This is a genomic window from Streptomyces sp. NPDC050704, assembly GCF_040654355.1.
Classification (GTDB): domain Bacteria; phylum Actinomycetota; class Actinomycetes; order Streptomycetales; family Streptomycetaceae; genus Streptomyces.
This window is the reverse complement of sequence record NZ_JBFAHW010000070.1, coordinates 16,477-31,618: the sequence shown is the minus strand read 5'-3', so window position 1 is coordinate 31,618 and position 15,142 is coordinate 16,477. Positions and strand designations below refer to the sequence as shown.

General features: G+C 71.0%; 12 protein-coding genes. 8 read left to right on the top strand and 4 right to left on the bottom strand.

The features are described from left to right. Positions 1-144 precede the first annotated feature (144 nt). Positions 145-1,269, top strand: coding sequence for a class I SAM-dependent methyltransferase (locus tag AB0I18_RS33300; RefSeq protein WP_363109378.1), 1,125 nt, complete (start codon positions 145-147; stop codon positions 1,267-1,269). On the opposite strand, the gene AB0I18_RS33295 is transcribed toward AB0I18_RS33300, so the two are convergent. Then, a complete protein-coding gene (locus tag AB0I18_RS33295) occupies positions 1,266-2,465 on the bottom strand; it encodes a bifunctional adenosylcobinamide kinase/adenosylcobinamide-phosphate guanylyltransferase (RefSeq protein WP_363109377.1) in 1,200 nt (399 codons plus the stop codon). The genes AB0I18_RS33300 and AB0I18_RS33295 overlap by 4 nt on opposite strands. 392 nt (positions 2,466-2,857) lie before the next feature. On the opposite strand from AB0I18_RS33295, the gene AB0I18_RS33290 reads away from it, so the two are divergent. After that, the gene (locus AB0I18_RS33290; protein ID WP_363109376.1) at positions 2,858-3,070 is read left to right on the top strand and encodes a hypothetical protein; all 213 of its coding nucleotides are present in this window, start codon (positions 2,858-2,860) and stop codon (positions 3,068-3,070) included. Positions 3,071-3,191: 121 nt separating this feature from the next. Here AB0I18_RS33290 and AB0I18_RS33285 read toward each other — a convergent pair whose 3' ends face one another. Together AB0I18_RS33285 and AB0I18_RS33280 are read right to left on the bottom strand one after the other, a co-directional pair. Further along, positions 3,192-3,893 (bottom strand): methyltransferase domain-containing protein, encoded by a 702-nt coding sequence (locus AB0I18_RS33285; protein WP_363109375.1) that lies wholly within the window; start codon positions 3,891-3,893, stop codon positions 3,192-3,194. Between the two features lie 83 nt (positions 3,894-3,976). Beyond that, positions 3,977-4,603 (bottom strand): DUF3043 domain-containing protein, encoded by a 627-nt coding sequence (locus AB0I18_RS33280; RefSeq protein ID WP_363109374.1) that lies wholly within the window; start codon positions 4,601-4,603, stop codon positions 3,977-3,979. Between the two features lie 278 nt (positions 4,604-4,881). On the opposite strand from AB0I18_RS33280, the gene AB0I18_RS33275 reads away from it, so the two are divergent. The 6 genes from AB0I18_RS33275 (at position 4,882) to AB0I18_RS33250 (ending at position 13,856) form a co-directional block, all read left to right on the top strand. Continuing rightward, positions 4,882-5,676 carry a PspA/IM30 family protein gene (locus AB0I18_RS33275; protein WP_363109373.1) on the top strand — a complete coding sequence of 265 codons (795 nt, stop codon included), beginning with the start codon at positions 4,882-4,884 and terminating at the stop codon, positions 5,674-5,676. 34 nt (positions 5,677-5,710) lie between these two features. After that, a complete protein-coding gene (locus AB0I18_RS33270; protein ID WP_363109372.1) occupies positions 5,711-5,989 on the top strand; it encodes a hypothetical protein in 279 nt (92 codons plus the stop codon). A gap of 225 nt (positions 5,990-6,214) precedes the next feature. Next, on the top strand, positions 6,215-7,543 hold the full coding sequence (locus AB0I18_RS33265) for a sensor histidine kinase (RefSeq protein WP_363109371.1): 1,329 nt from the start codon (positions 6,215-6,217) through the stop codon (positions 7,541-7,543). Further along, positions 7,540-8,220: a response regulator transcription factor gene (locus AB0I18_RS33260; protein ID WP_363109370.1), complete on the top strand. Its 681-nt coding sequence runs from the start codon at positions 7,540-7,542 to the stop codon at positions 8,218-8,220. Before AB0I18_RS33265 ends, AB0I18_RS33260 begins: the two co-directional genes overlap by 4 nt. A gap of 166 nt (positions 8,221-8,386) precedes the next feature. Continuing rightward, positions 8,387-11,509 (top strand): efflux RND transporter permease subunit, encoded by a 3,123-nt coding sequence (locus tag AB0I18_RS33255; protein WP_363109369.1) that lies wholly within the window; start codon positions 8,387-8,389, stop codon positions 11,507-11,509. Positions 11,510-11,666: 157 nt separating this feature from the next. Further along, complete coding sequence (locus AB0I18_RS33250; protein WP_363109368.1) at positions 11,667-13,856, top strand: PQQ-binding-like beta-propeller repeat protein; 2,190 nt, start codon at positions 11,667-11,669, stop codon at positions 13,854-13,856. 19 nt (positions 13,857-13,875) lie between these two features. Here the strand turns inward: AB0I18_RS33250 and nadA are convergent, their stop codons facing one another. After that, positions 13,876-15,060, bottom strand: coding sequence for a quinolinate synthase NadA (gene nadA, locus AB0I18_RS33245; protein ID WP_363109367.1), 1,185 nt, complete (start codon positions 15,058-15,060; stop codon positions 13,876-13,878). Positions 15,061-15,142: the final 82 nt, after the last annotated feature.

The following is a 15,142-nucleotide window of genomic DNA, read 5'->3' as shown; positions in this document are numbered from 1 at the left end:
CTCCGCGACGTCATTGCATCCATGATCCCGATCCCATACGTTCCGGTTTGCAGTGGATTGTCATACCGGTTTGTATCAGCTGGTAACGGCTCATATCAGCCTGTACAGGTCGTACCGCGTCGGACCGGCAGGAGCAGACAGACCATGCCCCCCACACCTCCCACCCCACAGACCTTCGCCCGGCGCCGCGCCGCGTACCTCAGCGAATTCGCCCAGGGCACCGACCGCTTCCACGAACCGCGCAGACCCGACTGCCCCTGGTGCGGTTCACCGCGGCTGCGGACCCGGCTGCGCACCCCGGACCTGCTCCAGCACAAGCCCGGCACCTTCGTCGTCGACGAGTGCGAGGACTGCGCCCACGCCTTCCAGAACCCCCGCCTCACCGCCGAGGGCCTGGCCTTCTACCACCAGGACTTCCACGAGGGCCAGGACAGCCACGACAGCCACGACGGCGGCCAGGACGGCCACGAGGGCTTCGCCGAGCGGATCCTGCGCGCCCGCGCCGGCCGCAGACGCCACGAGGCCGCCGCCCGCGCGATGCTCCCGTACCCCGAGCCCGAGAGCTGGCTGGACGTCGGCACCGGCCACGGCCACTTCCCGGCGGCGGCCAAGGAGCTGTACACGTACACGGCCTTCGACGGGGCCGACCCCACCCCGCGCGTCGAGAAGGCGCGGGCGGCGGGCCGGATCGAGGAGGCGCACCGCGGCCGGCTGCCCGACCTGGTCGACCGGCTGCGCGCCCGCTACGACGTCGTCAGCATGTTCTACCACCTGGAGCACAGTCCCGACCCGCGCGAGGAACTGCGCGCCGCGCTCGCCGTGCTGCGCCCCGGCGGCTATCTGCTCGTCGAAGTCCCGGACCCGGACTGCGCGTTCGGCGCGCTGCTCGGCAAGTGGTGGGTGTCGTACTGCCAGCCGCGGCACCTCCACCTCATGCCGCTGCGCAACCTGCTCGACGAACTCGACGACCTCGGCTGCACGGTCGTCTCCACCGACCGCCGCGAGCCGCACATCCCGTACGACCTGACGGGAGCCCTGGCCCTCGCGATCGGCAACCGCCTCCCGGGCGGCGACGAGCCCTGGCGCCCCCTCCCTCCCACCGACCTCCAGCGCACCCTCCGCACGGCCCTCACCCGGGCCACCACCCCACTCCTGGCCTCCGCCTTCGCCCTGGACCACGCCCTGGCCCCGCTCCTGCGCCGCACCCGCTTCTCGAACGCGTACCGGATCATCGCCCGCAGAAACGCGACCGGCCCCTCACCCTTCTAGCCCTTCAGGTTGAGCGCCTGCCCCGCCACCACCAGCAGCACGTGTTCGCACTCGGTCGCGAACGCCGCGTTCAGGCGGCCCAGTTCGTCGCGGTAGCGGCGGCCGGACGGGGTGGCGGGGACGATGCCGGAGCCGACCTCGTTGGAGACGGCGACCACCGTGCGGCGGGTCTCGCGGACGGCGGCCGTCAACTCCTCGACACGGGCCCGCAGGGCGCGTTCACCCCCGCCGCCCCACTCGTCGTCGTCCCAGGCGTTCACCGAGTCCATCGCGTCGGTGAGCCACAGGGACAGACAGTCGATGAGCAGCGGCGCGCCGTCCTCCTTCAGCAGAGGCACGAGATCACAGGTCTCGGCGGTCCGCCACGAACCGGGCCGCCGCTCACGATGGGCGTGCACCCGGGCCGCCCACTCACCGTCCCCGTTCCGCGCCCCACCCGTCGCCACGTACAGCACGTCAGGGAAGGCCTCCAACCGCCGCTCCGCCTCCACCGACTTCCCGGAGCGCGCCCCACCCAGGACCAACGTCCGGCGCGGCACGTCGGGCACGTCCTCGTACACCCCCACCACCAGCGTCGTGCCGTCCCGAACGGCCCGCGCCCCCGCGGCCGCGAGCCGCCGCCGCAACTCCGCGCCCGGCGGCACGTCGTGGTCGAGATGCACCGCGATCACATCCGTGGCGGGCCCGACGGCCCCCGCCACCCGCAGCCGGGCCAGCGCGTCGGGCCGCCCGACGACATCGCCGACCACCATGTCGTACGTCCCGGTCGACTCATCGAGCCCCGCGGGGGCCGCGCCCGGCGGCAGATACAGCAGCCGCTGCCCGTCGGGGCCCGTGACCGCGTAACCCGTCCCCGGCGCGTCCATCGGCACCGCCCGCACCCGATGCCCCGTCAGCAGCGCCAGCTCCCGCCCGTCCGGCACCCGCCCGGGCTGCGGCAGCCCCGCGGGCACCTCGACCGCGGGCCCGTCGTGCGGATGCGACAACAGCACCTGCCGCACACCGCCCAACGAGTGTCCGGCCCGAGCCGCCGCGAACGCGGCCCCCGGCGTCAGATCGAGCAACAGCGTCCCGTCCACCAACAACGCGGCAGCCGCCCGAGCATCCACCCCCAACGCCACCGCACAGACCGCACACGGACAATCAGGACGAGGCAGCCCCGCAGGCCCCCCAGTACCAAGCAAAGTAACTTCCACAAACCCAACTTTCCCGCGTCCCCCCGACTCCCGCCCACCCAAGGGACGCGAGCCAAAGACAACCCGCAGCCGGCTCTCCGGCGCGAGGGGTCGTGTCGGGGCGTCCGATCGCCGCGGCAACGTGCCTCGTCCTGACTACTTCAGAGCGGCGATCGGACGCCCCGTCGCGGCACCGGCCCCACCACGCACGCACCCCAGGGGCGCGGGGCTGTGACATTGTGCGGCTCCGCCGCGTGGGCGCGACCAGCCCCCACCGAACCCGCAGACAAACAACAACCCCCACTCACCACACCACACTTGTCGACCTGCACCTTTGAACACCGCACAACCAGCGGAGCGCCTAGGCTTCGGACAAGTAGCCCGATCTTGCTCGGTACTTTTTGGGAGGCGACATGGCGGCATGGACGTGGCGGTTCGAGAAGGCCGACGGCACGGAGGTCCAACCCACGGTCCAGCCCGAGGAGTTCACCACCCAGGGCGACGCGGAGTCCTGGCTCGGCGAGCACTGGAAGGAACTGGCCGACGGAGGAGCGGACCAGGTCCGCCTCTTCGAGGACGCCACACAGATCTACGGCCCGATGAGCCTGCACGCCGAGGCCTCGTAAACCCCGTAGACCTCATAGCCCATACGTGTGAGGGCCGCGGCCGTAGAAACGACCGCGGCCCCTCGCCACCCAGCACCTGGACCCGGCACCCGCAACCACCCGGCCCCGCCCGCGCACGCGACTAGCCGCGAACCCCGCACAGATGCAGCAGCGCCGCCACCCGACGGTAGGGATCGGTCCGCCCGGCCCGCTCCTCGGCGGCCAGCAGGGCCTCCACGTCCGACGGAATCGGCGCATCGTCCTCGGCCGTGTCCGTGAAGACCCGCACCCCGTACCACGCGTAGAGCGGCGCACCGATGCCCGCGAGCGTCGCCGTCAGCCCGTCGAGCCGGTCCGCCCGTACGTCCAGGCCCAGCCGATTGGTGTACGTGGTGGTGTCGAACGCGGCCGGTGTCGCCGCCCAGTCGCCGGCCAGCCCCGGCCGCATGGCGAGCGCGTCGGCGTTCCGCACGAGTAGCGACAGCAGCCCGCCGGGGGCCAGCATCCGCGCCAGCCCGGCGAGCAGCGCGTCGGGATCCTCGATGTACATGAGCACGCCGTGGCACAGCACCACGTCGAAACTGCCCGGCAGGAAATGAACCCCGGTGTCCCGCCCGTCGCTCTCGACGAGCCGCACCCGCCCGCGAATGCCCTCCGGCTCCGAGGCGAGCGCCTCCCGGGCCACGGCAAGCATCTTCGCGTCCTGCTCGACCCCGGTCACCTGATGCCCGGCCCGGGCCAGCCGCAGCGCCTGAGTGCCCTGGCCCATGCCCACGTCGAGCACCCGCAGTCGCCGGCCCACGGGGAACCGCCCGGCTATCTGCTCGTCGAGCTGCCGGGCCACCAGCTCCTGCCGTACGACATCACGCAGTCCGCCCAGCCGGGTCAGCCAGGAGTCCGCCGCGCCTCCCGCGAAAGGCGCCGCGCTCAGGGCCGCTCTCCGCGCTTGACCTGCGGCTTCGGCAGCCGGAGGCGACGCATCTGGAGGCTGCGCATCAGCGCGTAGGCGACCGCGCCGCGCTTGGGCTCGTCCGGGAAGCGGGTGTTGATCTGCTTCTTCAGACGCATCGCGATGCCGATCGAGTCGACCACGATCAGCACGATCACGAAGAGCCACAGCAGCAGCGCGATGTTCTGCAGCTGCGGGATCCGGACCATGCTCAGTACGAGGATGACCACGGCCAGCGGCAGGAAGAACTCGGCGATGCAGAACCGCGAGTCGACGAAGTCGCGCGCGAGCTTTCGCACCGGGCCCTTGTCCCGGGTGGGCAGATAACGCTCGTCCCCACTGGCCAGCGCCTGGCGCTGCTTGTCCATCTGGGCACGGCGCGCTTCGCGCTGCCGCTTGGCGGCCTCCTTGCGGTTCGTGGGCGTATTGGCCACGCTGCGGCGCTGGGTCTGGGCCTCACTGCGCTTGGGCGTGGGCCGACCCTTGGGGGCCTGCGGGTCACGGGGCTGAGTGGAGTCGGTCACCGGCGCCTTGTCGGCGGGGGCCTTCTCATCCTTGGCACGGCTACGGAACACAAAACCCAAGGGTAATGGGTGCGGAGGCATGGACGGCAGCCGAGTGGGGAACGATCCGGCAACACCGGTCGTCTGTAGTGGGACAGAGGAGCCTTAAAAGGGTGGCGGCCCGGCGGTTCTCCGGGACTACCCCGGGACGAACCCCGGGGGACACCTACTCCTTACGCCGGAGCGGGGTGGTCAGTAGTCGTCCTTGGGGATGAGCGCATCCGTCCCCGAACAGTGCGGTAATGGATGCAGGGCCCGTACTGTGGGTTCTGTTGCAGTCGCTGGAGCTGGAGTCCGTCAGAAGGGGGCGCGCGAAGCCCATGAGCGGTGTCATGAAGCGTATGGGGATGATCTTCCGCGCGAAGGCGAACAAGGCCCTTGACCGGGCCGAGGACCCGCGCGAAACCCTCGACTACTCGTACCAGAAGCAGCTGGAGCTGCTGCAGAAAGTGCGCCGGGGTGTCGCCGATGTGGCGACCTCCCGCAAGCGTCTGGAACTGCAGCTGAACCAGCTCCAGAACCAGTCGTCCAAGCTGGAGGACCAGGGCCGCAAGGCGCTCGCGCTGGGCCGTGAGGACCTGGCCCGTGAGGCGCTGTCGCGCCGTGCCGCCCTCCAGCAGCAGGTGACCGACCTGGAGACGCAGCACCAGACCCTCCAGGGCGAGGAGGAGAAGCTGACGCTCGCGGCGCAGCGGCTCCAGGCCAAGGTCGACGCCTTCCGTACGAAGAAGGAAACGATCAAGGCGACGTACACGGCCGCCCAGGCGCAGACCCGGATCGGCGAGGCCTTCTCCGGCATCTCCGAGGAGATGGGCGACGTCGGCATGGCCATCCAGCGGGCCGAGGACAAGACCGCGCAGCTCCAGGCCCGTGCCGGGGCCATCGACGAGCTGCTCGCCTCCGGCGCCCTCGACGACTCGTCCGGTCTGGCCAAGGACGACATCCAGAGCGAGCTGGACCGGCTCTCCGGTGGCACGGACGTGGAGCTGGAGCTCCAGCGGATGAAGGCCGAGCTGGCCGGCGGTTCCTCCTCCCAGCAGGCGATCGAGGGCGGCAAGGACGAGACTCAGTCCCAGCAGCAGCCGCAGGACACTCCGCGCTTCGACAAGCAGTAGTCCTGCGCCGTAGTCCCACGCCTAGGAGGGCGTCATGATCGTACGGATCATGGGGGAGGGACAGGTGAGGCTGGCCGACAGCCACTTCACCGAACTGAACGAGCTGGACGACGAGCTCCTCGCGGAGATGCAGTCCGGCGACGAGGAGGGCTTCCGGCGCACGCTGGGGGCACTCCTCGACGCGGTACGCCGTCTCGGCACACCACTCCCCGACGACGCCTTGGAACCTTCCGAACTGATCCTCCCGTCGCCCGAAGCGACCCTGGAGGAGGTCCGGAAAATGCTGACCGACGACGGCTTGATCCCAGGCTGAGGGGGCAGGGGCGTAGCCCCGCCCCCTCAGGGGCGCGGGGAACTGCGCGACCAGCCACAGCCCACCCGCACCCGACGAAACACCCCACGGGGTCTGGGGCGGAGCCCCAGGGGACGGGACGGGTAGGGGCGGCGGGGGCGAAAAAGGCCCACCCGCACCCGACCGGCACCGATTACCGCCAGCACCCGTTCCGCCCCCCGCCAGGGCCCCGTACCGTAAACAGACGTGAGCACACTAGAGCGCGCCCGGTGCCGAATGCGGGCACACCCACTGGTGGTGGACGGAGCCCTGGCGGCAGCCGTCCTGGCGTGCATGGTGGTCGCCTCGTTCGCGGAGCCCAACGGCCCGCACGGCCCGATGTGGGGCGCCCGCACCCCGGACGCCCTCAGCCTCACCCTGATGGCACTGGCCGCGACCGGCCTGGTCTTCCGCCGCCGCCACCCCATGCGGGTCCTCGCCGTGACCGGCGTCCTGTCCGCCGTCGAGCTGCTGACCGGCGACCCCAGGGCCCCCGTGGCGATGTCCGCCGTGGTCGCCCTCTACACCGTGGCGGCGACGACCGACCGCCCCACGACCTGGCGGGTCGGCCTGCTCACCATGACGGTCCTGACGGGCATCGCCATGCTCGCGGGCCCGCTGCCCTGGTACGCACAGGAGAACCTCGGCATCTTCGCCTGGACCGGCATGGCCGCCGCCGGCGGTGACGCGGTCCGCAGCCGCCGTGCCTTCGTGCACGCCATAAGCGAGCGCGCCGACCGGGCGGAACGCACCCGTGAGGAAGAGGCCCGCCGCCGCGTCGCCGAGGAACGCCTGCGCATCGCCCGCGACCTGCACGACGTCGTCGCGCACCACATCGCCCTCGTCAACGTGCAGGCCGGAGTCGCCGCGCACGTCATGGACAAACGCCCCGACCAGGCCAAGGAAGCGCTCGCCCACGTCCGCGAGGCCAGCCGCTCCGCGCTCAACGAACTCCGCGCCACGGTCGGCCTGTTGAGACAGTCCGGCGACCCGGAGGCGCCCACCGAGCCGGCCCCGGGACTGCACCGCCTCGACGAACTCGTCGGCACCTTCCGCAACGCGGGCCTCCCCGTCGAGGTGGCCCGCACCGACCAGGGCACCACCCTGCCCGCCGCCGTGGACCTGGCCGCGTACCGCATCATCCAGGAAGCCCTCACCAACGTGCAGAAGCACGCGGGTCCGGAGGCGAAGGCCGAGGTCAGCGTCGTACGCGTGGGGCCGAACGTGGAGATCACCGTGCTGGACAACGGGCCGGGCGACGACGCGGCGGCCCGGCTGGAGGAGAACGGCGGGCACGGCCTCCTCGGCATGCGCGAGCGGGTCACCGCGCTCAGCGGCAGCTGCACCGCAGGACCCCGATACGGAGGCGGCTTCCGGGTCCATGCGATCCTGCCGGTCAAGAGCCGCACCGGAACCACGACATCCACGACGTCCACCAATTCGACGTCCACCACCTCGGCGTCGGCGACAGCCACGACCCGCGCATCTACAACCACAGCATCCACGACCACCGCATCTCCGGGGGACCCCGCATGACCATCCGCGTCCTGCTCGCCGACGACCAGGCACTGCTGCGGAGCGCGTTCCGCGTCCTGGTCGACTCCGAGCCCGACATGGAGGTCGTCGGCGAGGCCTCGGACGGTGCGGAGGCGGTGCGGCTGGCCCGCGACGAACGGGCCGACGTCGTCCTGATGGACATCCGTATGCCCGGCACCGACGGTCTCGCCGCGACGCGGCTGATCAGCGCCGATCCCGGCCTCACCCACGTACGCGTGGTCATGCTGACGACGTTCGAGGTCGACGAGTACGTGGTGCAGTCGCTGCGGGCCGGAGCCTCCGGGTTCCTCGGGAAGGGCTCCGAGCCCGACGAGCTGCTCAACGCCATCCGGGTCGCGGCGGGCGGCGAGGCGCTGCTGTCACCGGCGGCCACCAAGGGACTGATCGCCAAGTTCCTCGCCCAGGGCGACGGCGACGACGACCGGGACCCCGCCCGCGCGGAACGCCTCCAGGCGCTGACGGTCCGGGAACGCGAGGTCCTGGTCCAGGTCGCGGGCGGGCACTCCAACGACGAGATCGCCGAGCGGCTCGAAGTCAGCCCGCTCACGGTGAAGACGCACGTCAACCGGGCCATGGCCAAGCTGGGAGCGCGCGACCGGGCCCAGCTCGTGGTAATCGCGTACGAGTCAGGACTGGTACGCCCAAGGGTGGAGTGAGCGCCCCCGGGACGTACTGCGGTCGCGGTATGCGCCGTATAAGGAAACGGGACCTGGGGGCGAGGGTTCGGGTCTCGGCGATGGCTCAGGGTGTAGAGGCGGGCGCTCACATGTGCCCCATCCGTCCCCGCTGTCGTCCGAGCCACAGAAGAGAGATCCGCTACCCATGTCCTGGCTGTCCAGGTTCAGCCTCGCACAACGGGCCCTCATAGGGCTGATGTCGATCATCGCGCTCGCTTTCGGGGCGATAGCGATCCCACAGCTCAAGCAGCAGCTGCTGCCCACCATCGAACTGCCCATGGTGTCGGTCCTGGCGCCGTACCAGGGCGCGTCGCCCGACGTGGTCGAGAAGCAGGTCGTCGAGCCCATCGAGGACACCCTCGAAGCGGTCGACGGCATCTCCGGCGTCACCTCCACGGCCAGCGAGGGCAACGCCCTGATCATGGCGTCCTTCGACTACGGCAACGACTCCGACCGGATCGTCGCCGATGTCCAGCAGGCCGTGAACCGGGCCCGCGTCCAGCTCCCGGACGACGTGGACCCGCAGGTCGTCGCCGGTTCCACGGACGACATCCCGACCGTGGTGCTCGCCGTCACCTCCGACAAGGACCAGCAGGCCCTCTCGGACCAGCTCGACCGCACGGTCGTCCCGGACCTGAAGGCCATCGACGGCGTCGCCCAGGTCACGGTCGACGGCGTCCAGGACCTCGAAGTCGCGGTCACGCCCGAAGACGCGAAGCTGGCGAAGGCGGGACTGAACTCCGCCGCGCTCGGCCAGGCCCTCCAGGCCGGCGGCGCGACCGTCCCGGCCGGCTCCTTCGACGAGGGCGGCAGCAACCGCACCGTCCAGGTCGGCGGCGGCTTCACCTCGCTGAAGCAGATCCAGGACCTGATGGTCACCGGCGAGGGCGCGAGCGCCAAGAAGCCGGTACGCCTGGGTGACGTCGCCACGGTCGAGGAGGAGCCCGCCAAGGCGGAGTCCATCACCCGCACGGACGGCAAGCCCAGCCTCGCCGTCTCGGTCACCATGGACCAGGACGGCAGCGCTGTCGCGGTCTCCGACGCGGTGGACGACAAGCTCGCGGACATGCGCAAGGACCTCGGCTCCGGCGCCACGCTGACCGTCGTCAGCGACCAGGGCCCGGCCGTCTCCAAGTCCATCAAGGGCCTGACCACCGAAGGCGGCCTCGGTCTGCTCTTCGCGGTCCTGGTCATCCTGGTCTTCCTGGCGTCGGTTCGCTCGACGCTGGTCACCGCGGTCTCCATCCCGCTGTCGGTCGTCCTCGCGCTGATCGTGCTGTGGACCCGCGGCGAGTCGCTCAACATTCTCACCCTGGGCGCCCTGACCATCGCCATCGGCCGCGTGGTCGACGACTCGATCGTGGTCCTGGAGAACATCAAGCGGCACCTCGGCTACGGCGAGGAGCGCCAGGAGGCGATCCTCAACGCCGTGAAGGAGGTGTCCGGCGCGGTCACGTCCTCGACGCTCACCACGGTCGCGGTCTTCCTGCCCATCGGCCTGACCGGCGGCATGGTCGGCGCGCTGTTCGGCTCGTTCTCGCTGACGGTGACGGCGGCCCTGCTGGCCTCGCTGGTCGTCTCGCTGACGGTCGTACCGGTCCTCTCGTACTGGTTCCTGCGCGCCCCCAAGGACGTGCGCGGCGCCGACCCGGAGGAGGCGCGCCGCAAGGCCGAGGAGAAGGAGGCGCGCAGCCGCCTCCAGCGTTTCTACGTTCCCGTCCTGCGCTTCGCCACCCGGCGCCGGCTCACCAGTGTGGCGATCGCCGTGGCGGTCTTCATCGGTACGTTCGGCATGGCGCCCCTGCTGAAGACGAACTTCTTCGACCAGGGCGAGCAGGAAGTCATCACCGTCAAGCAGGAGTTGAAGCCCGGCACCAGCCTGGCGGCGACCGACGCCTCGGCCAAGCAGGTCGAGAAGATGCTCGACGGCGTCGAGGGCGTCGAGGACTACCAGGTCACGATCGGCTCCTCCGGCTTCATGGCCGCGTTCGGCGGGGGCACGGACACCAACCAGGCCTCGTACACGGTCAAGGTCGCCGACTCGGCCTCCTTCGACGACGTCCAGGACCGCATCGACGAGGGTCTCGGCAAGCTCTCCGGGGTCGGTACGACGACGGTGGCGGCCGGCGACGGCTTCGGCAGCCAGGACCTGAGCGTGGTGGTCAAGTCCGCCGACGCCGACGTGCTGCGCGAGGCGGCGCAGGAGGTCCGGGACGCGGTCGCAGGCCTCGACGACGTCACGGACGTCACGAGCGACCTTGCCCAGTCCGTGCCGCGCATCTCGGTCAAGGCCAACTCCGAAGCGGCGGCGGCCGGTTTCAACGACACGACCCTCGGCGCGGCCGTCACCCAGGCGGTGCGCGGCACCACCAGCGGCAAGGCCATCCTGGACGACACCGAGCGTGATGTGGTCGTCAAGTCCGCGCAGCCCGCGCAGACACTGGACGAGCTGAAGGACCTGAACCTCGGGGCCGTGAAGCTCGGCGACATCGCGACGGTGGAACTGGTCGACGGCCCGGTGTCGATGACCCGTATCGACGGCCAGCGCGCGGCCACCATCACGGCGAAGCCGACGGGCGACAACACGGGTGCGGTCAGCGCCGACCTGACGTCGAAGCTCGACGCGCTGAAGCTGCCGGACGGGGCCACGGCCAGCATCGGCGGTGTCTCCGAGGACCAGGACGAGGCGTTCGCGAACCTGGGCCTGGCGATGCTCGCGGCGATCGCGATCGTCTTCATGCTGCTGGTCGCGACCTTCCGGTCGCTCATCCAGCCGCTGATCCTGCTCGTCTCGATCCCGTTCGCGGCGACGGGCGCGATCGGCCTGCTGGTGCTGACGGGCACCCCGATGGGCGTCCCGTCGATGATCGGCATGCTGATGCTCATCGGCATCGTCGTCACGAACGCGATCGTGCTGATCGACCTGATCAACCAGTACCGCAAGCAGGGCTACGGCGTCGTCGAAGCCGTGGTGGAAGGCGGTCGCCACCGCCTCCGCCCGATCCTCATGACAGCCCTGGCGACGATCTTCGCCCTGCTGCCCATGGCACTGGGCATCACCGGCGAGGGCGGCTTCATCGCCAAGCCGCTGGCGGTGGTCGTCATCGGCGGCCTGATCACGTCGACGCTGCTGACCCTGCTCCTCGTCCCGACGCTCTACGCGATGGTCGAACTCCGCAAGGAGCGCCGGGCGAAGAAGAAGGCGGCGAAGCGGGAGAAGAAGGCCCAGGCGCCCGCGCAGTCGGAGCAGGAGCCCGCGGGCGTGTGACGGCCTGACCCGCACACCCGCACACCCGCACACCCGCACAGCCCGACCCATGACGGCCGGGCACCGAGCCCCCAACGGCTCGGTGCCCGGCCGCAGTCGTGTGCCGTTACGTATCCTGTGGGCTCGAACTGCTTTACGGGGGAAGGGGATTCGGGCGGTGCCACTGCACAGGGACGACCCGAAGTCGGTCGGCGGGTACAAGCTGGTCGACCGGCTCGGAGCCGGGGGCATGGGCGTCGTCTACCGGGGCAGAGCGCGTTCGGGGCGTGAGGTCGCGGTCAAGGTGGTGCACGCCCAGTACGCCGCGGACAGCGTCTTCCGGGCCCGGTTCCGACAGGAGATCGAGGCGGTCCGCAAGGTGAGCGGCGCCTTCACCGCGCCGGTCGTGGACGCCGACCCGGAGGCGGCGCGGCCGTGGATGGCGACCCAGTACGTGGCCGGTCGTTCGCTCGCGCAGCGGATTCGCGACGGGGGCCCGCTCCGGCCCGCCGAGCTGCGGCAGCTGGCGCTCGGTCTGGTGGAGGCGCTGCGCGACATCCACCGGGCCGGGGTCGTGCACCGCGACCTGAAGCCGGCGAACGTCATGATGGCCGAGGACGGCCCCCGGGTCATCGACTTCGGCATCTCCCGCGCGGCGGAGAACCAGACCCTGACCGAGACCGGTCAGATGATCGGCACCCCGCCGTTCATGTCCCCGGAGCAGTTCACCGACGCCCGCACGGTCGGTCCGGCCTCGGACGTCTTCTCGCTGGGCGCGCTGCTGGTGTACGCGGTGACCGGGCGGGGTCCGTTCGACACGGACAGCCCCTATCTGACGGCCTACCGGGTGGTTCACGACGAGCCCGTGCTGGACGGGGTGGGCGGGCCGCTGCGCACGGTCCTGGAGCGCTGCCTGGCCAAGGACGAGGCGCAGCGGCCCGGACTCGACGAGCTGGCACGGGAGTTCGCGGCGGTCCTGCCGGAGTGGGACGCCGACGGCGACCCGGCGACGGTGACACTGCGCCGGGACATGTCGGGGCCGGCCGGCCCCGGGAGGACCGCCGCGCGGGACGCCGGCCCCGCGGACCGCCGCAGCCGTATCCGTCCGCTGTGGGCCGCGACCGGCACGGTCGGCGCGCTGGCCCTGGGCCTGACGGCCTATCTGCTGACCGGGCCGGGACAGGCGGAGAGCCAGGGAACGCTGCCCGACGGCTGGCGGCCCTGGCAGACGACGGTGTTCGAGACCGCCGCGCGCGGTGCCGGGAAACCGCTGGCAGAGGACGGCAACGGGGTCGACAGCGGGCCCGACTGCCAGGTGGACGAGGGCGCCGTCTACTGCGTGGGCGACGGGGTCCTTCCGGTACGGCTGGACGGCGTGACCGGCGAGACCGTCTGGCGGGCCGACCTCGCACGGCCCGGCACCGAGAGGGGGGCGTATTCCACCACCCTCCTGGGGGTCCGGGACGGGACGATGGTCGTCCAGCAGATCCTCAGCAGTGGTGACGGCGACAATGACGCGGTCAGCGTCGTGGCCCTCGACACCGAGCACGGCGAGCGGCTCTGGACCCGTCCGGTTCCCGAGACGAGCGCCGACACGTTCTACTCGGGCGACCTGGTCGTCATCCCGGACGGCGGTGGCCGCACGGTGACCGCCCGTTCCGCCCGCACCGGCGCCGAGCGCTGGACCGGCCGGCTGCCCGCCGACTACTGCGGGTTCGTCGAGGTCGACGGGACCCTGTACACGCAGTGCATCCCCGAGGAGGAGGGACCGAAGGACTCCGTGGTCCTCGCGTTCGACGCGGCCGACGGCTCGACGACGCGGCTGACGGCCCCGTACAACGCGGGCCTGGCCGGGACCCTCGACGGCCGGCTGCTGTTCCTGGAGTGGGGTGGCTCGGACGACGAGCTCGCGTCGGACCTGCCGTACGTCCGGATCGTGCTGGTGGACCCCGACAGCGGCGCCCGCAGCACGACGAAGCTGGCGAAGAAGTACTTCGGGCACGCGACGCTGGCCGGCGACACGCTGTGGTTCGTCGCGTCCAGCGGCGAGGTCACCGCGGTGTCGGCCCGCACCGGCAAGCAGCTGTGGCGGACGCCGACCAGCCTGGAGCAGCCGGGCGAGGCGCGGTACGACCGGCGCACCGAAACCCTGTACATGACCACCCCCACCGGCCGGGTGGCCGCTGTCGATGCCCGCGGGGGCAAGGTGCGGTGGGAGACGCTGCCGCGTGCCGGGGCGACGACCTCCAGCGGCTGGAACGACCCGAAGGTGGTGCTGGCCGAGGGAGCGCTGGTGGTCGCGGTCCCGGACGGCACCGTCTTCGCCCTCGACCCCGCCGACCCCGAGCGGAAACCCGTCCCGGGGTGAGCGAGGCCTCCGTACGGACCTACGGCAGCGCCAGCATCCGCTCCAGCGCCAGCTTCGCGAACTGCTCGGTCTCCCGGTCCACCTCGATGCGGTTCACCAGGTTGCCCTCGGCCAGCGACTCCAGAGTCCACACCAGGTGCGGCAGGTCGATGCGGTTCATGGTCGAGCAGAAGCAGACCGTCTTGTCGAGGAAGACGACCTCCTTGCCCTCGGGAGCGAAACGGTTCGCCAGCCGCCGGACCAGGTTCAGCTCCGTGCCGATGGCCCACTTCGAGCCGGCCGGAGCCGCCTCCAGGGCCTTGATGATGTACTCCGTGGAGCCCACGTAGTCGGCGGCGGCCACGACCTCGTTCTTGCACTCGGGGTGGACGAGGACGTTCACACCCGGGATGCGCTCGCGCACGTCGTTGACCGAGTCGACCGAGAAGCGGCCGTGCACCGAGCAGTGGCCCCGCCACAGGATCATCTTGGCGTTCCGCAGCTGCTCGACGGTCAGCCCGCCGTTCGGCTTGTGCGGGTTGTAGAGGACGCAGTCCTCCAGGGACATGCCCAGGTCGCGGACGGCGGTGTTGCGACCGAGGTGCTGGTCGGGCAGGAAGAGCACCTTCTCCCCCTGCTCGAAGGCCCACTCCAGGGCCCGCTGGGCATTGGACGAGGTGCAGATCGTGCCGCCGTGCTTGCCCGTGAACGCCTTGATGTCCGCGGACGAGTTCATGTACGAGACGGGCACGACCTGCTCGGCTATCCCGGCCTCGGCCAGTACGTCCCAGCACTCGGCGACCTGCTCGGCGGTGGCCATGTCGGCCATCGAGCAGCCGGCAGCCAGGTCGGGCAGGACCACCTTCTGGTCGTCGGAGGTCAGGATGTCCGCCGACTCGGCCATGAAGTGCACACCGCAGAACACGATGTACTCGGCCTCGGGGCGCGCGGCGGCGTCCTTGGCCAGCTTGAAGGAGTCACCCGTGACGTCCGCGAACTGGATGACCTCGTCGCGCTGATAGTGGTGGCCGAGGACGAAGACCTTGTCCCCGAGCTTCTCCTTGGCCGCGCGGGCGCGCTCCACCAGGTTCGGGTCGGAGGGCGAGGGCAGGTCTCCGGGACACTCGACGCCGCGCTCGCTCTTCGGGTCGGCCTCGCGGCCGAGGAGCAGCAGGGCGAGGGGCGTCGGCTGTACGTCGAGCTCCTGGGTCTGGGCGGTGGTCACGACACGCACCCTTTCTGTTCTGCGGCTCGCTGGGAGGCGCGGGGAGGCGCTCCAGCGGGACATGCGGGACGAACCTTTTCGT

Coding starts and splice junctions, on each gene's coding strand:
- AB0I18_RS33300 (WP_363109378.1), top strand. CDS start 145: ATGCCCCCCACACCTCCCACCCCACAGACCTTCGCCCGGCGCCGCGCC.
- AB0I18_RS33290 (WP_363109376.1), top strand. CDS start 2,858: ATGGCGGCATGGACGTGGCGGTTCGAGAAGGCCGACGGCACGGAGGTC.
- AB0I18_RS33280 (WP_363109374.1), bottom strand. CDS start 4,603: ATGCCTCCGCACCCATTACCCTTGGGTTTTGTGTTCCGTAGCCGTGCC.
- AB0I18_RS33275 (WP_363109373.1), top strand. CDS start 4,882: ATGAGCGGTGTCATGAAGCGTATGGGGATGATCTTCCGCGCGAAGGCG.
- AB0I18_RS33270 (WP_363109372.1), top strand. CDS start 5,711: ATGATCGTACGGATCATGGGGGAGGGACAGGTGAGGCTGGCCGACAGC.
- AB0I18_RS33260 (WP_363109370.1), top strand. CDS start 7,540: ATGACCATCCGCGTCCTGCTCGCCGACGACCAGGCACTGCTGCGGAGC.
- AB0I18_RS33255 (WP_363109369.1), top strand. CDS start 8,387: ATGTCCTGGCTGTCCAGGTTCAGCCTCGCACAACGGGCCCTCATAGGG.